Genomic DNA, 23,581 nt, shown 5'->3' with positions numbered 1-23,581 from the left:
AGACTGACGCGTGTCAGTCGCGCGGGAGCGTCGCCGCCTCCGCCTCGAGGGCCGCGAGGAGGATGTCCGTCTGCCGGTGGAAGACGTCGGTCATGTCGATGCTGCGCAGGTGCTCCTTCGCCGCCTCGGCGTAGGGGTACGCGTCAGGATCCGCCGGCTGGTACTCCTGCACCCAGTTCACCTCGGCGCCGAACCGCTGGTTGACGAGCCGCCAGGCGTTGTTGCTCGCCATGGCAAGGATGAAGTTCGCGTACGCCTGGTAGTGCAGGACGGCCTCCCGGCCGCGCCAGCCGCCGCGGTGGAACGCTTCCAGGACGGCGTCGACGGCGCGCAACTCGTGAACGCCCCGGGTGACTCTCCCCATGCAGTGCGCGGCGGCCGCCGGGTGGTCCAAAGCGGTGTTCCAGGCACGGATCGCCAGGTCCCGCAGCGACTCGGTCCACGACTCGTGCGGCTCGTACCCCTCGAGGGAGATCCTGTCGAGCTCCTCCGCCACGGCGACCATGATGTGGTCGCGACTCGCGAAGTGCCGGTAGACCGCGGTCGCGGAGGAGGACAGTTCCTTGCCGAGTCGCTGGAAGGTCAGCGCGTCCGGCCCGTCCTCGTCGAGGATTCGCAGCGCGGCCCCCACGATGAGCCCCTGCGAGAGAGTTCCCCGCTGGAGCCGCTTCGTCGACCGGCCTCCGGCAACTGCCACGCGAACGCCTCCCTCGGACGGACGGCGAGCACACGCCGCCGCAGCCTTCGCCTCCTTGTCGGCGACGGGGAAACCAGCCTAAGCGACTGAGCCGAGCTGATCGTCCTGGGCCCGTCGCCGGGGTGGCCGTGCCCGCCTGCCCGGCGCGGGCGCGGCCCGGCCCGGAAGCCGCCCCATGGATCAAGGGTCCGGGCACGGGACCCACACGGCAGAGCCCGGGTGCATGGGGCACCCGCGCCCGCGGTACGCCGTGTTCGACTCCCGCCGGCGCCCTGCCAGGTCCTGCCAGAAGGCACGTCGGCCGCAACCTTCGGAGCAGGTTGCGGCCGACGCTCGTGGTGTCCTTGCCGTGCGGGGAACGCGATCAGGCCCAGGGGCCGACCGCCTTGAAGGAACTGTCGGCGCGGAAGGTGGCGTTGTCCTGGAAGGTGTCGAGGCGCAGCTCGTAGTTGTAGTGACGGAGGTAGCGGCCGGGGTAGTTGTACGACTCCAGACCGATCGAGCCGGTGACGGAACCCGGCCGGGCGCAGTAGGTGGCGTCCTTGTTGAAGAGTGTCGTGCCGTTGCTCGCGTCGGCGCGGATGCGGAGATCCTTGTGGCGCAGGTAGCGGCCGGACGCGTCACGGAACGAGTAGCAACTGCCGTCGGCCAGGCCGGGGACGACGGTGAAGGTGGCACCCTGCTTGACCGCCGCGGTGCTGGAGGACGTCACCGGGTCGAGGTGGCCGAGGCCGTCCGACCGCACAACGGCGTAGCGGCCGGGGAAGTTGACCGACTGGAGCGAGCGGGTGGTGTTCGTCGGCAGGGCGGTGCCGCCGGAGACCGGGTCGATGCTGCTGAGCGTGGGGACGACCTTCTTGATCAGGCCGTCGGCGTCGAACTCCATGGTGTCGATGGTGGTTTCGCGGTGAGTGCCGTCGCCGCCGGGGATGGCGAAGCGGTGGTAGACGATGTACCAGTCGTCGGTGCCCGGAACCTGCACCACGGAGTGGTGGCCGGGGCCCTTGATGCCGAGCGAGAGGTCCTTCTCCAGGATCACGCCCCGCTTGGTCCAGGGACCGGTGGGCGAGGAGCCGGTGGCGTAGGCGACCCGGTAGTTCTCGTCACGCGTGTCGTTCTCCGACCACATGAAGTAGTAGGTGCCCTGGCGCTTGATGACGAAGGCGCCCTCTCGGAAGCCGCTGGGGGTGATGTTCGTGATCTTGGCGGCGTCGAAGGAGACCATGTCGTCGTTGAGCGGGACGACGTACGCCTGGCCGTTGCCCCAGTAGAGGTAGGACTGGCCGTCGTCGTCGGTGAAGACGGCCGGGTCGATCATCTGGCCGGAGTGGGCGCCGCGGGCGATCAGCGGCTTGCCCAGGGGGTCCTTGAACGGGCCGGTGGGCGAGTCGGAGACCGCGACGCCGATGTTCGTGTCGGCGGAGTAGTAGAAGTAGTACTTCCCGTTCTTCGCGGTCATCGTCGGTGCCCAGGCCCGGCTGTTGGTCCAGCTGATGTCGGGACCGAGATCCAGGATGACGCCGTGGTCCGTCCAGTGGACCAGATCCTTGGACGAGTACGCCTTGAACTGCGTACCGCTCCAGTTCGCGAAGCCGTCGGTGGTCGGATAGATGTAGTAGGTGTCGCCGAACCGGACGATGTTCGGGTCGGCGGTGAGCCCCGGCAGGACCGGGCTCCTCATGACCTGCGCCTCGACCGTCCAGGTGCGCTTGGCGCCGTCGGAGCCGGTCACCTCGTACGTCACGGGCCTGGTGAAGTCGCGCGGGGTGCCGGCAGCCGGGCTGATGGAGGCATCCTCGGCGAGGGTGAACTGCGGGGCGAGCGCGGTGAGGTCCGTGCCCTCCTTCATCGGCAGCGTGATCCTGCTGTTGGCGTCGTCGATGACGGCGGCGATCTTCAGCGAGGGGTGGGTGACCGCGGTGATGCCTGTGGTGTTCCCACTGATGTCGAGGACCTCGCCGGGCGAGAGCGCGCGGTTGTAGACCCGGAAGTCACGCATCTTGCCCTTGAAGAGCTTGTCGGCGCTGTAGAGCGACTTGCCGATGTGGTTGGCCGTGGTGATGCCCGATCCGATGGAACCGGGGGTGAGGGTGACCGACGAGTTGCGGGCCACCTCCACGCCGTCCTGGTAGAGGACGCCCGTGGTGCCGGTCTGCGTGTAGGTCACGTGCTTCCAGACCGAGCGCGGCAGCGCGGCGGAGGTCCGGGTGTTCTGCTCGGTGGAGGAGTTGCCGGAGGCGATGGCGGTCCGGAAGGTGTTGCCGGTGGTGAACAGGTACCCGTTGCCGGCGCCACTGCTGGTGTTGCCGAAGCCGTAGAGGAAGTACGGCGTGGCCTGGGCGGCGTCGATCTGCACATCCATCGAGACGGTGATGGAGTTCATGCCGCTCATGATGTTGTCCGGCACCTTGATGTAGGTGTCGGAGCCGTTGAACGTCAGCCCCTCCCCTGTGCCCGACCAGCCCGCGGTGCCGTTGACGGTTCCGTTGCGGCCGTTGCCCGAGGAGTCCACCGCCACGGTGCCCGAGGCGGCGTCGAGTTTGTACCAGACGGCCAGACCGTCGGTGATCTCCGCCGCCTCGGCGGGGGCCACCGGGCCGGCGACGCCCGCCAGGAGCGTGGCGGCGACCACGGCGGCGACGGTGCCCGGCCGGAATCTTCGGCGGCTTACCGGTCTCACGCTGTGCATGGGTTCACATCCCGTGATGAAGACATGCCTGAGGAGGGGGCCCCGAGACCTCGACCGAGGTGCTGACGTGGCCGCCCGTATGACATCGCGCTGCGTGAGTGTGAAGTGAGCCGTGAGTCAGCGTCAATACTTTACGAACAATGTCCGATATGCCGAACGGCTTCCTTCGGGGCAAGTCCGTTCAGCGTCAGGTCCAGGGCGCCACGAGGACGAAGGAGCGGCTGGCCCGGGCCGTGCTCCCCGAAGGGTCGAGCCACAGCTGGAGGTTGTCCCGGTGGCGGAGGTAACGGCCGGGGTAGTTGTACGACTCCAGGGAGACCGAACCGGCCGTGGAACCGGAACGGGGGCAGAAGGTGGCGTCCTTCCGGAAGATGGCGGACCCGTCGTCGGTGTCCAGCCGGACGCGGAAGGCGTAATGCCGCAGGTACCTGCCCGTGGCGTCCTTGAGGGAGTAACAGCGGGGGTCGGCCAGGCCGGTGACGAAGGTGAAGGTAGCCGCCCGCCGGGCGGCCGCGGAGCTGTTGGCGTTGACCGGACCCAGGATGCCGAGTGAGTCGGACTGGCTCACGTAGTCGCCGGGACTGTCGACCGAGCGTAGGGCATGCCGCCCCGAAATCCGCCCTTCGGCCGTCGTCGCCGGGGATGCTGCCGGCGTCGATGTGGGTGCCGGTGTCGCTTTCGGTGTCGGCGTCGGCTTCGGCTTCGGTGAGGCGGACGCTCTCGGGGGCGGCGACTCGGACGAGGCGGTGGGCGACAGCGGGACAGCGACGGCGGGCCGCGCGGCCCGCTCGTGCTGTCCCGTGGCGGCGTACCAGGCCACTCCGGCAGCCGCCAGCGTGACGGCACCCGCGGCTGCCGCCGCCGTGGGCTTGGCTGCCAGCCTCCCGATCGTCCGCGCCGTACGGCTCGCACCACTCGCCGTACGCGCGCCCGCGCCCGCGCTCGCGCTGACGGTCGCCCCGGCCGAGCCCTCCCCCAGCACCCTGGCAAGTACCAGACCGGCCAGGCCGACCGGCACCGGCACCAGCGCGAGGCCGGCCAGCAGCCCCTCCGCCGGTATCAGGTCGGACGAGTTCATCAGGCACTGCGGACAGTCGCGGACATGGCGTGCCAGCCGCTTGCGCCACAGTCCGGACGGCCGCCCGTCCCACGAGGCGAGCGCGGTGGCCAGGATCGGGCAGCGCGGCGAGGCCGTCACGGCTCGTACGACGGTGCGCGCCGTCTCCAGCCGCTCCTTGACCCGCTGGATTCGGACCGCCGCGTGCTGCGGTGTGAGGTCGCAGGCCGCCGAGAGCTCGGCGCGGGTCAGTTCACCGGCGCTCTCCATCCACCACAGCGCGAGTACCTCGCGTTCCTCGTCCTCCAGCCAGCGGGTCGCCTCCACCGCTTCACGCCGCTGGCCCGACAGCGTGAGCCGCAGGATCGCCAGGTCGGCGAAGTCGCCCTGCGGTTCTGTGTGCTGGGCGTTCCCCTCCAGGGGTTCCGCGGTGAGCCAGGTGCGCCCGGTACGCCACCGGTCACGGATCTGTCGCACGGTGATGGCGACGAGCCAGGACCGGAACCGATCCGGTTGCTCCAGTCCTGGCAACCCGTCCAGGACCCGCATCATCGTCTCCTGGACCACGTCGTCGACGTCGCTGTGCCCGTCCAGCGCCCGCCCGACGATGTTGTAGACCAACGGCAGGCAGTCCCGTATCAGCTGTTCCGAGGCCTGCGGGTCCCCGGCCCGCGCCGCCTCGACGACGGCGACGTCCGGCCGTTCCTGTCTGTTCCGCGAGCGCACCCCACCCGTCCCGTCGTCCTGCCGATGTGTCGAGGGCGACAGTGTGCCAGGAACGAATCCGAAGGATGTGCGTGGGTCGCTTCTCCGGTGCCGCCCCACGTCTTCGTCCGTTGCCTGTTTTCCGTTATGCGCGACGCGCCGGTGCGTCTCCTGTACGTACGGCCCGCACCGAACGGACGGAGCAACGCTGCTTTTTGCTGCCTTCGCCCCTCTTGACACTCGCTTTTACCCAGCTCTAACTTTTGGCCGAATTCACGAACGTTGTCCGGCATGTCGAACAGAAGGGTGGCTCGCCGGACAGCTTTGGCTCGCCCCGCTTCCGCTCCACGACGTGAAACAAGGATGTCTCTGTCATGAGCGTTGCTCCCGCCTCCGTCGACACGGAACAGATCGTCCCGCGGCGTTTCGCCGCCGCGACGGCGCTCGACGTCCTCGCCGAGGGCGCGGCGGCCGGGACGGGGGCGGCCGGCCCCGTCACGCAGGCGGTCATCACGAGGTTCCCGACCCCGCTGGGCAGTTCTGTCCATGGCACGGGCGCCGGCCTGGTACCCCGGCCCCTTCGGCACGACCAGCAGTTCGCGTGCGTCGCGACCGACGGCTGTCACCGGCTCAGAGCCCGTCACAACGGCAGGAGCGTCAACGCCGTCGGTGCCTCGACCGCGGACCTGGCCCTGTTCGGACGACGCACCAGCGTCACAGCCGCCGGCTTCCCGTGGTCACTCGTCCGCCACCCCGCTCCCACCCCGTCCCGGCACCCGTAACAGAGACAGGACACGCGCATGGCAAGACTGCTCACCAGGCTCGCGGCGATATTCGTCGCCGTGGGCCTCTTCTTCACCTCCCAATCCCTGGCCGCACCTCAGCGGGCGGCCGCCGCCGACCCCGGCTACCTGATGCTGCACTTCACCGGGGAGGGATCGACCGGTCAGCAGATGTACCTCTCGCACAGCGCGGACGGCCTGCACTGGAACGACCTCAACGACGGAGCGTCGATCCTGCGCTCCACCATCGGCACGAAGGGCGTACGCGACCCCGCACTGGTGCGCTCGCCCGACGGCAGCAAGTACTGGATCATCGCGACCGACCTGTGCTGGGGCTGCGGGTCGACCGTGGACGGCTCCATCAACAACGGCAGCCGCAATATCGTGGTGTGGGAGTCGACGGACCTGGTCAACTGGTCGGAGCCGTGGCTGCTCAACGTCGCCGGAGCCATCCCCGACGGACGCAACGCCTGGGCGCCCGAGGCGATCTGGAACTCCGAGACCAACGACTACGTCCTGTACTGGGCGACGAACGTGCCCCTCAACGGCAAGACCAAGCACCGCATCTTCTACGCCCGCACCAGCGACTTCCGCACCATCACCACCCCGCAGATCTACATCGACCGCCCCGGCACCCAGGAACTCATCGACACCCAGATCGTCGAGGTGCCGGCCGGCGTCGGCAACTACCGCTACGTACGGGCCTCAGGTGACGGCCAGATCACCCTCGAAGGCAGCAACTCGATCCTCGGGACGTGGACGAACCTCGGCAACCTCTCCGGCATCGGCCTGACCGGTGCCCAGGTCGAGGGCCCGATGTGGATGAAGTTCCGCGACCGCAACGAGTGGACCCTGTACCTCGACCAGTACGCCTCCCGCGGCGGGTACATGCCGGTCACGACGACCGACCCCTCCGCCGTCGGCACCTACCAGCTCCCGACGTCGGGCAGCTACAACCTGGGCGTCAACAAGAAGCGCCACGGCTCGATCCTGAACCTCACGGCCGCCGAGGAGACCCGCGTACTCGCCCGCTGGGCCAGCAACCCGGCCAAGCGGCTCCAGTCGTTCAACTTCCAGGACCGGTACGTGCGGCACGCCAACTTCGACGTGCGCATCGACCAGAACATCACCGGCCCCGACGCCCAGTTCCGGCTGCGCCCCGGCTTGGCGGGCACCGGCACCGTCTCCTTCGAGTCCGTGAACTACCCCGGCCACTTCCTGCGCCACGCCAACTACGACTTCCAGCTGGTCCGCAACGACGGCACCGCCCAGTTCGCCGCCGACGCCACCTTCCGCCAGGTCGCCGGCCTCGCCGACTCCACCTGGTCCTCCTTCCAGTCCTACAACCACCCCGACCGCTACATCCGCCACTTCGCCTACCAACTCCGCCTCGACCCGATCACCACCGCGACAGCACGCGGCGACGCCACCTTCCGCGTGACGAACTGACCCTGGAACCGGGCTGCCCGCTTCACGCGGCACGGCATCGCCCTGGGGCAGGCCGAGTCGGTGGCGACCGTCGGAGCGAGCCCCGCACACCGCCGCCGCCCAGCACGAAGCGGGGCTCCGCCAGGCGGCTGGGCCGGCGATCCGGCCCAGCCCGGCCACAGCACCACAGCACATCGAAGCACCCGCAGAAAGACAGGAACCCTACGTGCGCACACTTCTCTCCCGGCTGGCGGCGATACTGGTCGCCGCCTGCCTACTCTTCACCTCCCAGGCACTGGCCGCACCCGAGCGGGCGGCCGCCGCCGACCCCGGCTACCTGATGACGCACTTCATCGGGGAAGGCTCGAACGGCCAGCAGATCTACTTCTCGTACAGCACGGACGGCCTGAACTGGACCGACCTCAACGGCGGCGGAATAGCCCTTCGCTCCACGGTCGGCACGAAGGGGGTGCGCGACCCCGCACTGGTGAGATCCCCTGACGGCAGCAAGTACTGGATCATCGCGACCGACCTGTGCATCAGCTGCGGGCAGAACTGGGAGGCCGCCGTGTACAACGGCAGCCGCAACCTCGTGGTGTGGGAGTCCACGGACCTGATCAACTGGTCGGAGCCGTGGCTGCTCAACGTCGCCGGTGCGATCCCCGACGGGCGCAACGCCTGGGCGCCGGAAGCGTACTTTGACCCGGCCACCAACAACTACGTCCTGTACTGGGCGACGAACAAGCCCGTCAACGGCGTGAAGAAGCACCGCATCTACTACGCCCACACCAGCGACTTCCGCTCCATCACCACCCCGCAGATCTACATCGAGCGTCCCGGCACCGAGGAAATCATCGACAGCCAGATCGTCGAGATGCCGGCCGGCGTCGGCGACTACCGCTACGTGCGGGCCTCCCGCGACAGTCAGATCACCCTCGAAGGCAGCAACTCGATCCTCGGCACCTGGACCCCCCTCGGCGACCTCTCCGGCACCGGCCTCACGGGTGTGGAAGGCCCGATGTGGATGAAGTTCCGCGACCGCAACGAGTGGGCGCTCTACCTCGACCAGTACGCCTCCGGGCGGGGTTACATTCCGGTCACGACCACCAGCCCCTCCGCCCCCGGCAGCTACCAGCTTCCGGCGTCGGGCAGCTACAACATGGGCGCCACCAAGAAGCGCCACGGCTCGATCCTGAACCTCACGGCCGCCGAGGACTCCCGCGTACTCGCCCGCTGGAGCGACATCCCGGCCAAGCGGCTCCAGTCGTTCAACTTCCAGGACCGGTACGTGCGGCACGCCGGCTTCGACGTGCGCATCGACCAGAACGTCACCGGTCTCGACGCCCAGTTCCGGCTGCGGCCCGGTCTGGCAGGCACCGGCACCGTCTCCTTCGAGTCGGTGAACTACCGCGGCTACTTCCTGCGGCACGCCAACAACGACTTCCAACTGGTCCGCAACGACGGCACCGCCCAGTTCGCCGCCGACGCCACCTTCCGCCAGGTTGCCGGCCTCGCCGACTCCACCTGGTCCTCCTTCCAGTCCTACAACCACCCCGACCGTTACATCCGCCACTACGGCTACTACCTGAAGCTCGACCCGATCACCACCGCGACAGGACGCGGCGACGCCACCTTCCGCGTGACGAACTGACCCGACACCGACAGGGACGCCGGCGCCTCCCGGAGAGCGCCGGCGTCCCCTTCCACTGCCTCCCCATGCTGACGGAGGTGGCCGTCGGCGTCTGCTCACGAGCTCTCACCCCCGGTAGCACGACATTCGGCGCAGCGAACGTCCGGAAAGGAAGAACCGTGCTCCTTCGCCACCTCAGATTGTGGTTGGCCGGCGCCGTGTCCCTGCTCATGGCGCTGGTCTGTGCCCAGGGACCCGCGTCCGCAGCGGACGGCCGCCCCTACACGAACCCTCTGAAGTCCTTCAAGGGCGCCGATCCCTGGCTGGAGTACTACGACGGCAACTACTACCTCGTCACGACGACGTTCACCGGTGTCCTGGGCATGCGCAAGTCGCCCACCCTCGCCGGCCTCGCCACCGCTCCCAACGTGCAGATCTGGTCGGACACCACGCCCAGCCGCAACTCCAACATCTGGGCCCCGGAGATCCACTTCTCCGACGGCCGCTGGTACCTCTACTACAGCGCCGGGCAGAGCGGCACTCCGTGCTGCGGGGCGAACGGCACCCAGCGCACGCACGTCCTGGCGAGCGCCGGCACGGACCCGATGGGCCCCTACACGTACAAGTCGATGATCACCGGCCCCAACCTCTACCCGACCAACTGGCTGATCGACGCGAGCGTCCTGGAGGTGAACGGCCAGACGTACATGGTCGGCAGCGGAAGAACGAACAGCAGCACGCCGCCCAGCCTGGTCATCGCCCCGATGACCGACCCGTACACCGTCAGCGGGAACTGGAGTGTCATCTCCACGCCGACCCTCAGCTGGGAGACCCAGGGCGCAGCCATCAACGAAGGCCCGGAGGCGCTGCAGCGTGACGGCCGCACCTTCCTCATCTACTCCGCCAGCGCCTGCGACACCCCCAACTACCAGCTCGGCCAGCTGGAACTGACCGGTGCCGACCCACTGGACCGCGCCTCGTGGACGAAGAAGCCCTCACCGGTCTTCAGCCGCAATGACGCGGCAGGCGTCTACGGCGCGGGCCACAACGGCTTCTTCACCTCGCCCGACGGCACCGAGAACTGGATCGTCTACCACGCCAACGACTCCACCACCGACCGCTGCGGCAACGAACGCACCACCAGGGCCCAGAAATTCACCTGGAACACCGACGGCACGCCGAACTTCGGCACCCCCGTGGCCCTCGGCACCACCCTGGCCGGCCCCTCCGGAGAGACGGCGGCCACCCCGACCGCGTACACCCTGGTCAACCGCAACAGCGGCAAGTGCCTGGACGTGTCCGGCGCCGGCACCGCCGACGGCACGAACATCCTCCAGTGGACCTGCAACGGCGGCGCCAACCAGAAGTGGCGGATCGAGGACCTGGGCAACGACACCAACCGGCTGGTGAACGTCGCGACCGGCAAGGTCATGGACACCGCGAACTGCGGTACGGCCGACGGCACGGACATCCGGCAGTGGTCCTGGCTGAACAACAACTGCCAGAAGTTCCGCCTGGTGTACACGGCCACAGGTGACTACGTGCGGATCGTGAACGAAAACAGCGGCAAGGTCGCCGACGTCGCCAACTGCGGTACCTCCAACGGCACCGACGTCCGCCAGTGGACCTGGCTGAACAACAACTGCCAGCAGTGGCGGCTGGCCCCCGCCGCCTGACCGCCGTCACCGACACTGTCGACCGCCACCGACCCATGTGGGCAGCAGGTGGTACCTCCGCCCCACCAGCGCCAGAGGGAGTAGTCCATTGAGACCTGAATTCACCCGCCGGACGGTTCTCGGCATGATCGCCGGGTCGGCCGCCGCGACCGTTACCGGTGTCTCGGCCGGTACCGCCCACGCCGCCGTGCCCGCGTCACCCGGCGTGACGTACACGAACACCATCGCCGAGCGGCGGGCCGACCCGCACATCTTCAAGCACACCGACGGCTTCTACTACTTCACCGCCACGGTGCCGGCGTACGACCGGATCGTGCTGCGCCGGGCCACCACGATCCAGGGGCTCACGTCGGCCCCCGAGACGACCATCTGGACCAAGCACGCCACCGGCGAGATGGGCGCCCACATCTGGGCCCCGGAGATCCACTTCATCGGCGGCAAGTGGTACATCTACTTCTCCGCCGGCGCCGCAGACGACAAATGGAGGATCCGGCCCTACGTCCTGGAGTGCGCGGACGCGAACCCGATCACGGGCACGTGGACGGAGAAGGGCCGTATCGCGCTGCCGCTGGACACCTTCTCGCTGGACCCGACCACCTTCGCCGTGAACGGCACCCGCTACCTCGCCTGGGCGCAGGACAACCCGCCCGTGTTCGGTCTCGGCACCAACATCTACATCGCCCAGATGTCCAACCCCTGGACCATCACCGGCACACCGGTCCTGCTCAGCCGGCCGACCGCCTCGTGGGAGAAGGCCGGCGCGACGGTCAACGAGGGCCCGGCCGTCATCCAGCGGGGCGGCAAGGTCTTCATGACCTTCTCGGCCAGTGCCACCGACGCCAACTACTGCATGGGCCTGTTGACCGCCTCCGCCTCGGACGACCTGCTCAGCGCCTCGTCATGGACCAAGAACGCCGGCCCGGTCTTCGTCAGCAACGCCGCCACCAGCCAGTACGGCCCCGGGCACAACCAGTTCACGGTCTCCGAGGACGGCAAGTCGGACATCCTCGTCTACCACGACCGCAGCTACAGGGACATCAGCGGTGCCCCGCTCAACGACCCCAACCGCCGCACCCGCGTCCAGAAGATCTACTGGAAGGCCGACGGCACACCCGACTTCGGCATCCCCGTCGCCGACGGCCTCACCCCGATCCGGCTCTCCTCGTACAACTTCCCCGACCGGTTCATCCGCCACTGGGAGCACCGCGCCAGGATCGAGCCGAACGTCTCCCCGCTGGCCGACTCGCAGTTCCGCGTGGTCACCGGACTCACCGGCACCGGCACCGTCTCCCTGGAGTCGGCGAACCTCCCCGGCTACTACCTGCGTCACAAGAACAACGAGGTGTGGGTGGAGAAGAACGACGGGACGGCGCTGTTCGCCGCTGACGCCTCCTTCACCGCCCGGGCCGGCCTCGCCGACTCCGCCGGGGTCTCCTACGAGTCGTACAACCTCCCGGGCCGCTACATCCGCCACTACAACTACCTGCTGCGGGTCCAGGCGCTCAGCACGGCGACCGACCGGGCCGACGCCACCTTCTACACCCAGTGAGCCGAAGCCCCTGCCCCTCCGCGGCTGCGACCCACCGCACGGAGAAGTGGACCGTCTACCGCGCGGACAACACCGCGAACGCGGCGGCTGCGGCAACGGCCGCACCACCCGCGCTCACGGCAGAGCCGTCTTCCACAACGACGCATCCCTCCACCGGCGCGCCGGCCTCGCCGACGCCATCAACGGCGTCTCCTCCGAGTCGCTCACCTTCCCGGCCGCTGCTTACGCCACTTCAGCAACCCGCTTCACGTCCTGCCGGCCGGCACGGCCCTCCACCGGCAGCACGCCGCCCACTGCGCGACATAGCGGCGGAGCAGCGACCGAGCAGTCCCGCCTCGCCCCCCGCCATCAGCGACCGAGCAGTCCCGCTTTGCCCCCGCCCCCAACGACCGCACCACATCCAGGAGCCATCATGACGTTGCCGGTCCCCAGTCGAAGAAGCGCGATGAAAGCGCTCCTCGCCCTCGGCGCGACCCCCGCGGTCCTCGCCTCCCCGCTGGCGCCCCTGCTCAGCGGCACGGCACACGCGGCCGCCCCGCCCGCCGGCCGGACCTCGCGGTACACGATGACCGCGTTCACGTACTCCAGCGAGCGGAACATGTACGTGTACGACTCCGTGGACGCCACGGGCTTCGACCTCGTGAAGGGGCCCGCCTACACACCGCCGTCCGGGCTGGTGCGCGACCCCAGCGTCTTCCGGCACACGGACGGCTTCTACTACGTCACCTACACCGCCAACTGGACGGGCAACAGCATCGGCTTGGCCCGCAGCTCGGACCGGCAGAACTGGACCTTCCTCGGCAACATCACCATCAACTTCCCCGAGGTCGGGAACGCCTGGGCCCCGGAGTGGTTCATCGACCCGGACAACGGCAGCGTCAACATCCTGGTCTCCCTGCACCTGAACCCCGAGGCCAGGGGCGTCTTCAACCCGTACATCATCACGGCGACCAACAGCGCCCTGACCTCGTGGAGCACCGCGACTCCGATGACCGGCGGCGTCAGGGGGCCTGGGTACATCGACACCACCGTCGTGAAGATCGACTCGACGTACCACGCGTTCCTGAAGAGCACCTCCACCAGGTCCATCGACTTCGCCACCTCCAGCAGCCTGACCGGCCCCTGGACGATCACCAAGACCGGCAACTGGGTCGACCTCGACGGTGAGGGCCCGGTCCTGGTGCAGCTGGACAACGGCGGCTGGCGCATCTTCTTCGAGGACTACACGCGGCGCAAGTTCTACTACGTCGACAGCTACGACACCTTCGAGACCTGGACGACACCGGCCGAACTGCCCGGCCTGTCCGGCACCGTCAAACACCTCACGGTGGTGAAGGAGACCGTCACCGGAGGCGTGACCCTGCCGCTCAACACCACCCGCTCCTTCCAGTCGGTGAACACCCCCGACCGGTACATGCGCCACCGCAACTTCCTCGGCTACACCGACCCCGTGAACGCCTCCAGCACGACCCAGACCAAGCAGGACGCCACCTTCACCGTCGTCCCCGGCCTGGCCGACGCCAACTGCTACTCCTTCCGCACCGCGAGCGGCCTCTACCTGCGTCATTCGGCGTTCCGTGTCCGCGTCGCCGCCAACGACGGCACGGCAACCTTCGCCAAGGACGCCACGTTCAACGCCCGCCCGGGCACGGCAGCGAGCTCGGTCGCCCTGGAGTCGTACAACTTCCCGGGCTACTACGTCCGCCACCGGAACGGCGAGCTGTGGGTCGACCGCTACACGGCCACCGACCTGTTCCGCGCCGACCGGAGCTTCCAACCCGTCACGGCCTGGTCCTGAGTACCGGGCGGCGCGACGCACCGGCGGTGTTCGGAGCAGTCACAGGGCAATACACCTGCGGCCTGTCTTCAGTTGCGATCAAGCCCGGGGTCGGGTGCTGGTCCGGGAGGGACTGTTGTGTGATGGGTGCGCAACTCACCGCTGGTGAGTGGGAGTTCATCGGGCCGTTCCTGCCGGTCGGCAGGAACGGCCCGTACCGGCAGCGGCTGCGTGAGCAGGTCGAGCGGGTTGTCTGGCGGTTCCGCACCGGCAGCCAGTGGCGGGAGACGCCCGAGCGCTTCAGCGCCTGGCAGACGGCCTGCAACCGCTTCACGCGCTGACGGGACGCGGGGGTCTTCCAGGCCCTCCGGGACCGCCCGCGTCGACAGCATCCGTCACCCCCCGCGACCTCTCGGCCAGCAACGAGCCGAGACTTCCGCGACAATCGAGAACGACCTCTCAAGGTTTGGAGGCGAAGAACAGGCCGGCGGCGACCAGTATCGCCGCCAGCCGGGTAAAGACCCTGGGTGCGTCTCGTGCTCTCTGCAGGTGTCGTGACGGGGAGCGGGTCGTCAGAAACGCGACCACTGGAAGCTGGCGGCTGTGCCGCAGGTGCGCTGCTCCAGCAGGGCGAGGTTCTCGGTCGAGGCGCCGACGACGTTGACGCACTTGCCGCTGTGGCGGGCCCTGAGCTGGAAGTACCCGTCGGTGGCGACCCAGGCGAACTGCTGGTTCGTGCCGGTGTGGCAGCGGTACTGGACGATGCCGGCGCCGTCGGCGGTGGACCGGGCGTTCACGTCCAGGCACTTGCCGCTGTTGAGGCTCTCGATCTGGAAGTAACCGCTGCCCACATCGACGAAGCGCCACTGCTGCCAGGGTCTGCCGTTCCAGGTGTACTGGCCGATCTTCACGCCGTCGTCGGTGTTGGGTGCCTGGACGTCCATGACCTTGCCGCTGTTGCGGTTGGCCAACCGGTAGTAGGTCACCGCCGGTTCACCGGACGGCACGGTCAGCGCCGTGTTCGTCGCCACCGGCACGCCGAGGTTCGGCGACTCGTCCGCGTTCCAGGTGATCTTCTGGATCCGGGTGGTGCGGGTGGCGCCGCAGCCTTGGGTGGATGAGGAGTTGGCGTGGTAGACGATCCAGTCCTCGGTGCCGTCCGGGGACTTGAAGAAGCCGTTGTGGCCCGGACCGTACACGTTGTTCGCGTCGCTGCGCTGGAAGGCCGGCTCGGTGCTCTTCGTCCATGAACTCGCGCTCAGCGGGTCACTGCCGGTGAGTGTGAGCAGACCCAGCTTGTAGTCCGGTCCCTGGCAGGCGCTCGCCGAGTAGGAGATGAACGTCTTCCCGTTGTGCTGCAACGCGACCGGGCCCTCGTTCATCGGAGTGCGCTGCTTCTCCCAGGCGTGGGTGGGGGTCGAGATCTGCGTACGGGATCGTGTGACGGTCCAGGGGTCGCTCAGCGCGGCGATGTAGATGCTCGGGTCGGATCCCGCCCACTGCGGCGTCGGCACCCCCGACCAGGTGAAGTACAGGCGGCCGCCGATGGTGACCACGCTGCCGTCGATGCCCCACCAGTCGTTCGCGCCGAAGATCATGCCCTTGTACGTGTACGGGCCGAGCGGGTCGGTGCCGGCGCTCTCCACCACGTGCACGCGCTGGTCCTCGATGTCGCCCCCACCGGCGGAGTAGTAGATGTACCAGCGCTTGCCGTTGGGGCCGTCGAGCAGGTGCATCTCCGGAGCCCAGACCATGCGGTCGCGGCCGGCGGCGTGGGCACTGAACACCGGTACCGGCGCGGCCGACTTGAGCGCCGCGATCGTGGGCGCCTTCCGCATCGTCAGCGGCCCGCTGTACGGCGTCGTCATCAGGTAGTAGTTGCCGTTGTAGTAGGTCATGTACGGGTCGGCGCCGGAACTGTTGAGCGGGTTCGTGAACGTCGTCGTGGCCGCCTGCGCATCGGGCGCGGCCACCGCGGTACCGACCGTCACGAGTGCGATGAGCGCCGTCGCCGTGGTGAGGAGTCGGCGGATGAGAGAGGGACTCCTGCGCGCGTACTGCCTAGCGCGCCGCCGTAGTTGTTCCACATCGTCGGCCAATGCGGGAGTAATGCTCATGACAGAGACATCCTTGTTTCGTGTCGTGGAGCGGGAGCGAAGGTGGGGCGACGGATCCGACCACGGGTGCCGGACGGCGCGCTCTGCCGTACCCCGAGGCGTCGGTGGCGGCCGGGCCGGCCCAATGCCTGGAAGAGATGCGGCGGATGCGGTCACGGCTCACATCGCGTCGCATCCCTGCCTCAGTACGCGGAGCACGGAAGCGCCAAGGCCAACTCGTTCGAAATATGGGACAGTGTTCGCAAATTCGGCCAAAAGTTAGAGGGTGACGTGAGGGCATGTCAAGAGGAGTGCTGTCACCGCGTCCGATGGGCTGAGTCGTACGTACGGGAGACGCGCGGGCACGTCCGCTCATAACAGAAAACACAGAACGGACATCAGCTGCCCTGCCCCACGAGCGCGCCGGACTGCCCGTAGGCATGGCGCGGGACCTCAGCGACGTCGATGACGCGGCCCAGGAGACGATGGCGCGGACCCTGGACGAACTGCCCGGACTGCCCGGACTGCAGCGACCGGACTTCGGTCCTGACTCGACGTCATCACCATGGCGACATCCGCGACCGGTGGGGTAGAGGTGGCACCCGGCCCACCGCGGAACCCTTGAAGGGGAACGCCCAAGACGCGGAGCCACAGGCCGACTTCACGACCTGGCAATCCCTCGGCTTGTGCTGTCAGGCCATCGACGTCAACGGCTGGAAGACGGCCAACGGCTCACCGGTCCAGCCGTGGACGGCCCTCGGTGACGCCACCGAAAGGTGGAGCCGGGGACAGTAGTCCCCACCAGCGTGGAGGCACATCGAACGGACCGGCCCTGAGCGCACCGCCCGAGCAAGAGCCCTCCGAGTACGGCGATTCGGTTTCTGCTGCTCGCCGACAGCATCGACCCCGTCCCAACGCCGGGGTGCAGCGCCTCGCTCGTCGGAAACGGTGTAACCAGACTGGCCGGTTCTCTTGACGTGACTCTAACGGGAAGTTTACCTTCTGGCCGAAGTTCCGTACGGTGTTCGAAATTACGAATAGGCGCTCTCGGGAGCCGACCCGTGTTGCGCGCCCGTCATCAGCTCAAGCCGGGGCAGCTCCGCCGACGCTGCCCCTTCACTCCTCACCCGGCTACGGCGACCGCAAGTGCCTCGACTCCACCGTCACTTGATCGTCGCACCCGCACGAACACAGGGGACGCACATGCGTGCGGTTCTCTCCCGGCCGGCGGCGATATCGGTTGCGGTCTGCCTGCTCTTACGGCTCACGTCGTGAGCGCACCCAGTGGGCTGCCGCCGCCCACCCGGGCTATCTGGCGCTCGTGCGCTCACCCGCCGGCAGCAAGTACTACACCTTCCATCCGAAGCTCGTAACGATCACCAACGCCACAGGCGCAGCGACGCTGCCTTCCGCCTGGCGGACTGACCCGACGGCCCCGCGGCCCCTCCCGCTCCTTCGCGTTCGAAGGGAGGGCGCCGGTGTCGCACGCATGTGAGAACCACGCATCGAGAGGAAAGACCTTGCTGGCAAGACTGATCAGGAGAGCGGCGTTCCTCGTCGCTCTGGTGGCGCTGGCCACGGGAGTGGCCGTGCCCGCGCAGACGGCCGCGGCGGCGGACGCCGACTCCGCCTATGTGATGGGCTATTTCAAGGAGTCGCTCAGCGGCGCGGGCAACGTCAACGCCGTGCACCTCGCGGTCAGTGACGACGGCCGGGAGTGGACGCCGCTCAACGACAACAACCCGGTCCTCACTCCCACCGCGGGCACCAAGGGCATCCGCGACCCGTTCCTGTACCGGCTGCCCGACGGCAGCTGGGTCATGCTCGCGACCGACATCCCCGTGGGCGGCAACTTCACCAGGGCCAACCCGAACATCCACGTCTGGACCTCGCCGGACCTGGTGAACTGGTCGGCGGACCGGCTGTTGAAGGTCAACGCCACCAACCCGAACTCCTACAGCTGGGCCCCGGCCATCCACTGGGACCCGGTCCGGAGCGCCTACGGCATCACGTTCTCCACCGTCCCGCAGGGCATGTCCTACTCGGTGATCGCCGTCTCCTACACGACCGACTTCGTCACCGCGACCGACCCCGTGGTGTTCCACGACGCGGGCTCCGGCATCATCGACTCCCACGTCGTCACCGGCGTCAACGGATCCAACTACCTCTACTACAAGAGCAACGCGACGGGCCGGCTGGTCGGCGCGCGCTCGGCGTCGGTGGAACCGCGAAGCTTCACCAAGTACACCGACGGCGTCGCCGAGAACCGGTGCACCGAGGCCCCCACGCTGGTGAAGTCGCTCACCTCGTCCACCTGGTCGCTGTGGGGTGACACCTTCTGCCCCAACGCGAAGTTCGACCTGTGGCAGGGCGACCTGGTGTCGGGGGCGTGGACCAAGGTCGGCCGCCAGTCGTACACCGCACCGTTGAACGCGAAGCACAACACCGTCCACCCGATCACCGCCGCCGATCGCGACCGCCTCCTCGCCCGGTACGGCGGCACGAGCTGGAACCTCCTGAAGTCCTACAACTTCCCCGGCCACTACGTCCGCCACGAGAGCAACGCCGGCCGCATCAGCGAACTGCCCTTCGACCCCTACCAGGACGCGCAGTGGCGGCTGCGGCCCGGCCTGTCCGACCCCGACGGCGTGTCGTTCGAGTCGGTCAACTTCCCCGGCTACTACATGAAGCAGGAGAACTTCGCGATCAAGCTGGTCCGCAACGACGGCACGGCCGGCTTCGCCACCGACGCCACGTTCCACCGCGTCGCCGGCCTCGCCGACGGGAACTGGTCCTCGTTCCGCTCGGCCCGGTTCCCGACGCGCTACCTGCGGCACTACTCGTTCGCCCTGCGGCTCGACGAGATCTCGACCGCGACCGGCCGCGCCGACGCCACCTTCAACATCGTCCACTGACCCACCGCACGAGCCCACCGCCCCGCCGCCTGGCCGTCACCAGGCGGCGGGGCGGTGGCGACTTCAACGTCGACCGCACCGCCACTCCCGCCCAGGCGGCGAGCAAACCGACCGGGTGCCAGCCGACGCGTTGGAGTAGCTGCTGTACGGGGTGGTGGGAGACGTTGGTCGAGGTGAACAGCTTCGCGGTGGTGCATACGTTCTCGACGGCCGTGAGGAGACGTGCGCCCACACCTCGTCGACGGGCATGGGGGGCGACCATCAACATGGTGACGAAGCCCTGCTCGAAGAAGCTGTACTCCAGCACGCTGTAACCCAGGGGTCCGGATGAGTCTCGGGCCATGAGAACCACACCCTGTTCGCACCAGCGCCGGATGCTGTCCCCTCGTGCATGGTCGCCCCATGCCGCGACGGAATCGATCTTGGCTAACGCGGCCCAGTCCGATGAGGCCGCGCGGGCAACTTGAAACCCGCTGAGGTTCTCGACATCCATGGGGTGCATCGTGGCAGCGTATGGGTGGTTGGTGCTCGCCTCTTGGTTCGGCGGGGCTTGGTTCCCTTCTTGTGGTGTTGGGGCGGCTGTATGCCTCGCCGGTGGCGAGGACACGTCCCACTTCGTGCCGGGTGGCTGGGCGGCGGCCCGGTCCGGGAATCCGGGAGACGCTGGTCGGGCGGTGAGGAGGCCCAAGGCACTGAAGGGTGGCGGGTCCGGGTCCGGCGTGGTTTCGGGCATCATGCCGTTGGCTTCGATCGCCAACGGTACGCAGTACATACGTGGTCGTGGGCCGGAAATGGCTGACCGGTCACAGGGTCTGCGGGGCGCCGTCCCCGCACGCGGATGAGCGGGCGCTGGTCCTGCCCACCCTTACAGCCTGTGCCGGTCGAGGATGCTCATCAGCTTCCGCCTGCGTTTCAGTTCCGTCCGCAGGTCGGTGAGAAACAGGGTGAACGCGTCCTCGGTCCCCAGTGCGCGGTGGCAGTTACGGGCCGCCAGGAGCAGCCGTGCCAGGTGCTCGTAGGCGCGGTCCCCCGTCGGCTCCTTCGACCGCTCGACCAGCCGCAGGTACACGCCCAGTGCCTCGGCCGGGCGCGTCTCGCGTGACAGGTCGGCGAGCTGCTCCCACTGCCGGTCGTCGGCGCGGCCGGCGGCCTCCCGCCAGGCGGCGTCCAGGTCGCCGTCGTCGAGCAACACGTCGATCAGCACGGGCCCGCCGTACTGGCCGCCGCGCTCACGACGGGCGTCTTCCCCAAGAGCTGCCAGCGCGGCTGCGCGCTCAGCCTCCCAACACTCCGCCTCCTGAGCGGCAGAGCGCAACTGCCGGTAGGCGGCCAGGGACCGCTCGAGACGGAACCGGTCCCGGCGCACCGCGACCGCGTCGGCCATCCGTCCCGTCTGCGCGTACCGCACGCACACGTAGTCGACCAGACGGCCGTCGATGTACGTCTCGGCGGCGCACTCCCGCAGTCCGCGCTCCGCCCAGGCGAGCGCCTCGTCCGCACGTCCCGCCGATTCCAGCTCCTCCGCGATGAGCAGATGGGTGGTACCGGAGGGATCGAGGTCCTGCGCATACAGGGCGACCAGCCCGTCGACGTCACCCTCTGCCTTGATCAGGCGCTCCATCAGATACCGCGCCGCCCAGCCGGACGGCCTGCGCCTGAGTGCCTCGGTCGCCAGCTGCCGCATGTGGGCCAGCCCGCTCGACCCCAGTACGTCGGCGTAGTCGAGCGGATCCAGGTCCGCCACGTCGTTACTGTCGTCGAGCACGTTGCCGACCAGCCACTCGGCCAGCCGCTTCGAATCGGGGCAGGCGACTCGGCAGGCCTCCAGATGGGCCTCGGCCACCGCGGCGGCGGCCTGCGCGACCACCCCGTCGGAGTCGTCGAGCTCTCCGAACGCCTCCCCCAGCAGCCGGAGCGCCTCCTCGGCCGGACCGACCGCCTGCGCCGCCTGCCCGCCGGCGGTCAAGGCGCGCAGCGCGGCCGCCGCCTCGGCGACCTGCCGCGCATACGCGGAGGCATCCGCGTACTCGATGTACCCGTACCGGGCGAACGGCCGCGGATCGATCAGCGCGATGATCCGGTCCCGGACCGCACCGAGGTCGGAACGAGCAGCAGCGGCCCGCAGCTCCAAGCGCCGACGCAGTTCCCGGTCCTCGGCGATTTGCTCCCGCACCAGCGCCAGGAGTTCGTCACGTGACAGCGCCGAAAGCCATGCATCCAGGCCGGAAGCCCGCTGCCGTGCCGCCTCTCGCTGGTGCGGAATCGTCCTCGCCCGCCGCAGCACGGTCAGCCCGACCGCCACACAGTGCTTGCAGAAGTTGCCCTCCTGCCCGTACGGGCAGTCGCACCACCCCGAGATCGCCTCACCTTCGCCGAGAGTGAGCTCCACCTCGTAGACATCCGTACCGTGCACCACGGCGGTGACCGAGCCTTCCCCCACCTCCAGCCCTCTCACCGCGTCCAGATAGCCCAGCCCACGCTCGAAGGACCGAGCCCCGGCCAGCGTCCTCAGATCGTCCTCACCGAATCCCAACACCATCCGTGCCACAGCGGTATTCAACCGCGGAAGACACGGTGCCGACCGAGCTGAACGACGAGTGGACCGAGGCCGCCGCTCCATGGGGTCGCCAACATTCAGTACGGCCATTGATCACAGGCAGGCCGCTCAAGGGGGGTGTGCAGGACGTGGAGGCGTTTCTTTCCAAACAGTTCCCCAGCTCAGAACGAGTTTGGCGCCTCACCCCTTCTCAGCCCTTGTCAGTCTTTTCCGATCGTTGTGTCCAGCCTGCGTCCAGAACGCGCCCTGGACGGACGCGCACACCCGGTTCAAGGATCCTCTCCCCAGCTGATGAGAGGGTCTCGCAACCTTCTAGTACGGGTTGTTCGGAGGCTGCCCCAGCACCACCTGGCTGGATGGGCGTTGGGGCATCAGCGGCAGATGCTGGATCCATGAGCGGCCCGGGCCGGGGTGGAGTGTGGAGGTTCACACCCCGGCCTGGGCCTCATCGGATGTGCTTCGCCGGCTTGGTGGCGGCGTTGAGCAGGTACTCCAGGGGGCCGCGGCGGAAGAAGCGGGACCAGATCGCGGCGAACAGAATGGCTCCGAGGACGTACAGGATCAGGGGCAGCCAGGACTGCTGGGTGCCGGTTCCGGCGGGTGTGGACAGTGCGGTCTGTGCGAGGAAGTGGCCGACGTAGGCGGTCAGGGACATGGTGCCCACGGCGATGACCGGCTTGGCCAGGCGGCGCAGTCGCGGCAGGCGGGCCATCGCCACCGTCGCGCCCACGATCACGAGTATCGCGATTCCGACGCTGCCGATGATGTCGAACGTGGTGCCGCTGTGCGGCCCGGCCTTCAGGAGAAACGACGCGGACATGTCGGGGAGCGACCCTGCATCAGCGGGCACCGACCCGCTGCCGGTGGGCATCGAACCGGAGCCGCCGGACGACGGCCCGTCTTCCGCGAGGCTCCGCAACGCGCCCTTGCCGGCGAGCAGCAGGGACATGCCGTAGGCGGCCGCGGTGAGGGTGGCGCCGAGCGCGGCCAGGCGCTTCTGGATGGTGCCGCAGGAGAGGTCGAGGCGGCCCAGCGCCATGCCCGCGATCACGAACGACATCCAGGTGAGCGCCGGGTAGAAGCCGGTGAGTAGCAGATCGAGGACGCCGACCTCGCTGAGGTGGCGGAGCGGGTCGTAGGTGTTGATGCTCTGCTGGACCGACGGGGTCAGCAGCGAGGTGAGGACGAACGCCAGCTGCGGTGTGACGAGGGCGAACGCGGCCGCGATGATCGCGAGGGTCCTGGCGCTCAGTCGCACCAGGGGCAGGGCGAGGAGGAAGTAGACGCCGTAGAAGCCGAGGATGATCACGCCCCCGTACTCCATCGCCATCACGGTGCCCAGCGCCAGCAGGATCACGGCGCGGATCGCGATGCGGGCCCTCGCCTGCCGGCCCGCCAGGCCGGTCCTGGGCTCGCGGCGGCCGGCGAGCAGCATCAGTGAGAACCCGGCGAGGGTGGCGAACAGGACCGACGAGTGGCCGTCCGATATGTATCGGATCCAGCTGGCGACGCCAGTCGTGGCGGACAGCGGGGGGCCGATGTGCACGACGTACATGCCGAATACCGCCAGCGCGCGGGCCAGGTCCACCCCCACGAGGCGCCCCACCGAGGGGCCGGGCGAGGCCGGGGACTCGGGGGAGGCCTGGGGTGGCGGAGGCGAGTTCTCCTGCGGAGCTGACGTCTCCTGCGGGGGCTGTGTCTGTGTCATACGGAGAACCTCGCGTGGGCGTCCGGGGGCAGACCATCCGGCAGTCTTCGGGCTCTCCCCCGCCGATCGGCGGGTACCGCCCTGCCGACCGGCGGAGTCTCGTCCTGACCGGTCGGCCCGGTGCGACCGGACGGGCGGTGCTGTTCAGCCACTTGGCGGGGGTGGACCCGACGGTTGCCGGATGGGCGCGTTGGGGCCGGGCTTGAAGGCTGGAGGCATGACAGACCGCGCGGACACAAGGAGCGCGAGGACTGCCCCGGCACTTCGGCCCGCGTACCGGGTTGTGACGCCGCGACACTGCAGATGAAAGGAACC

Annotated in this window: 15 protein-coding genes; 8 read left to right on the top strand and 7 right to left on the bottom strand. The window is 68.6% G+C overall.

Annotated elements, in window-relative coordinates; translation table 11 throughout:
- Positions 1–13 precede the first annotated feature (13 nt).
- From ACWD26_RS01830 to ACWD26_RS01820, 3 genes are all read right to left on the bottom strand, one after another.
- A complete protein-coding gene (locus ACWD26_RS01830; protein ID WP_451265102.1) occupies positions 14–697 on the bottom strand; it encodes a TetR/AcrR family transcriptional regulator in 684 nt (227 codons plus the stop codon).
- A 364-nt stretch (positions 698–1,061) separates the two neighbouring features.
- A complete protein-coding gene (locus ACWD26_RS01825; RefSeq protein WP_451265279.1) occupies positions 1,062–3,377 on the bottom strand; it encodes a family 43 glycosylhydrolase in 2,316 nt (771 codons plus the stop codon).
- A 196-nt stretch (positions 3,378–3,573) separates the two neighbouring features.
- On the bottom strand, positions 3,574–5,169 hold the full coding sequence (locus ACWD26_RS01820; RefSeq protein ID WP_451265100.1) for a sigma-70 family RNA polymerase sigma factor: 1,596 nt from the start codon (positions 5,167–5,169) through the stop codon (positions 3,574–3,576).
- A 353-nt stretch (positions 5,170–5,522) separates the two neighbouring features.
- Here ACWD26_RS01820 and ACWD26_RS01815 point away from each other — a divergent pair, with 353 nt between their 5' ends.
- The 7 genes from ACWD26_RS01815 (at position 5,523) to ACWD26_RS01785 (ending at position 14,331) form a co-directional block, all read left to right on the top strand.
- Positions 5,523–5,930 carry a hypothetical protein gene (locus ACWD26_RS01815; protein ID WP_451265098.1) on the top strand — a complete coding sequence of 136 codons (408 nt, stop codon included), beginning with the start codon at positions 5,523–5,525 and terminating at the stop codon, positions 5,928–5,930.
- An 18-nt stretch (positions 5,931–5,948) separates the two neighbouring features.
- Positions 5,949–7,379: a glycoside hydrolase family 43 protein gene (locus ACWD26_RS01810; protein ID WP_451265096.1), complete on the top strand. Its 1,431-nt coding sequence runs from the start codon at positions 5,949–5,951 to the stop codon at positions 7,377–7,379.
- A gap of 205 nt (positions 7,380–7,584) precedes the next feature.
- The gene (locus ACWD26_RS01805; RefSeq protein ID WP_451265094.1) at positions 7,585–9,009 is read left to right on the top strand and encodes a glycoside hydrolase family 43 protein; all 1,425 of its coding nucleotides are present in this window, start codon (positions 7,585–7,587) and stop codon (positions 9,007–9,009) included.
- Between the two features lie 209 nt (positions 9,010–9,218).
- Positions 9,219–10,664, top strand: coding sequence for a family 43 glycosylhydrolase (locus tag ACWD26_RS01800; RefSeq protein ID WP_451265277.1), 1,446 nt, complete (start codon positions 9,219–9,221; stop codon positions 10,662–10,664).
- Between the two features lie 124 nt (positions 10,665–10,788).
- Positions 10,789–12,213, top strand: coding sequence for a family 43 glycosylhydrolase (locus tag ACWD26_RS01795; RefSeq protein WP_451265275.1), 1,425 nt, complete (start codon positions 10,789–10,791; stop codon positions 12,211–12,213).
- A 445-nt stretch (positions 12,214–12,658) separates the two neighbouring features.
- Entirely contained in the window at positions 12,659–14,011 is a 1,353-nt protein-coding gene (locus ACWD26_RS01790) for a glycoside hydrolase family 43 protein (protein ID WP_451265092.1), read from the top strand.
- A gap of 122 nt (positions 14,012–14,133) precedes the next feature.
- Positions 14,134–14,331 (top strand): transposase, encoded by a 198-nt coding sequence (locus ACWD26_RS01785; RefSeq protein WP_451265090.1) that lies wholly within the window; start codon positions 14,134–14,136, stop codon positions 14,329–14,331.
- A gap of 231 nt (positions 14,332–14,562) precedes the next feature.
- On the opposite strand, the gene ACWD26_RS01780 is transcribed toward ACWD26_RS01785, so the two are convergent.
- Positions 14,563–16,107: a family 43 glycosylhydrolase gene (locus ACWD26_RS01780; RefSeq protein WP_451265088.1), complete on the bottom strand. Its 1,545-nt coding sequence runs from the start codon at positions 16,105–16,107 to the stop codon at positions 14,563–14,565.
- 1,499 nt (positions 16,108–17,606) lie between these two features.
- Between ACWD26_RS01780 and ACWD26_RS01775 the strand changes: the two genes are divergently transcribed.
- Positions 17,607–19,001, top strand: coding sequence for an AbfB domain-containing protein (locus tag ACWD26_RS01775; protein WP_451265086.1), 1,395 nt, complete (start codon positions 17,607–17,609; stop codon positions 18,999–19,001).
- Here ACWD26_RS01775 and ACWD26_RS01770 read toward each other — a convergent pair.
- From ACWD26_RS01770 to ACWD26_RS01760, 3 genes are all read right to left on the bottom strand, one after another.
- Complete coding sequence (locus tag ACWD26_RS01770) at positions 18,985–19,494, bottom strand: GNAT family N-acetyltransferase (protein ID WP_451265084.1); 510 nt, start codon at positions 19,492–19,494, stop codon at positions 18,985–18,987. The two genes, ACWD26_RS01775 and ACWD26_RS01770, sit on opposite strands and share 17 nt — an antisense overlap.
- A 372-nt stretch (positions 19,495–19,866) precedes the next feature.
- The gene (locus ACWD26_RS01765) at positions 19,867–21,540 is read right to left on the bottom strand and encodes an SWIM zinc finger family protein (RefSeq protein ID WP_451265273.1); all 1,674 of its coding nucleotides are present in this window, start codon (positions 21,538–21,540) and stop codon (positions 19,867–19,869) included.
- Positions 21,541–22,003: 463 nt separating this feature from the next.
- Complete coding sequence (locus ACWD26_RS01760; protein WP_451265083.1) at positions 22,004–23,266, bottom strand: DUF418 domain-containing protein; 1,263 nt, start codon at positions 23,264–23,266, stop codon at positions 22,004–22,006.
- Positions 23,267–23,581: the final 315 nt, after the last annotated feature.

It is taken from the genome of Streptomyces sp. NPDC002787 (genome assembly GCF_053592095.1).
Note: the sequence above shows the minus strand (reverse complement) of the source record. Positions and strands in the feature narration are given on the sequence as shown.

Excerpts from the sequence above, each read along its gene's own strand:
- ACWD26_RS01795 (WP_451265275.1), top strand. The coding sequence starts at position 10,789 with ATGATCGCCGGGTCGGCCGCCGCGACCGTTACCGGTGTCTCGGCCGGT.
- ACWD26_RS01765 (WP_451265273.1), bottom strand. The coding sequence starts at position 21,540 with ATGGTGTTGGGATTCGGTGAGGACGATCTGAGGACGCTGGCCGGGGCT.
- ACWD26_RS01790 (WP_451265092.1), top strand. The coding sequence starts at position 12,659 with ATGAAAGCGCTCCTCGCCCTCGGCGCGACCCCCGCGGTCCTCGCCTCC.
- ACWD26_RS01785 (WP_451265090.1), top strand. The coding sequence starts at position 14,134 with ATGGGTGCGCAACTCACCGCTGGTGAGTGGGAGTTCATCGGGCCGTTC.
- ACWD26_RS01810 (WP_451265096.1), top strand. The coding sequence starts at position 5,949 with ATGGCAAGACTGCTCACCAGGCTCGCGGCGATATTCGTCGCCGTGGGC.
- ACWD26_RS01800 (WP_451265277.1), top strand. The coding sequence starts at position 9,219 with ATGGCGCTGGTCTGTGCCCAGGGACCCGCGTCCGCAGCGGACGGCCGC.
- ACWD26_RS01770 (WP_451265084.1), bottom strand. The coding sequence starts at position 19,494 with ATGGATGTCGAGAACCTCAGCGGGTTTCAAGTTGCCCGCGCGGCCTCA.
- ACWD26_RS01815 (WP_451265098.1), top strand. The coding sequence starts at position 5,523 with ATGAGCGTTGCTCCCGCCTCCGTCGACACGGAACAGATCGTCCCGCGG.
- ACWD26_RS01760 (WP_451265083.1), bottom strand. The coding sequence starts at position 23,266 with ATGACACAGACACAGCCCCCGCAGGAGACGTCAGCTCCGCAGGAGAAC.
- ACWD26_RS01780 (WP_451265088.1), bottom strand. The coding sequence starts at position 16,107 with ATGAGCATTACTCCCGCATTGGCCGACGATGTGGAACAACTACGGCGG.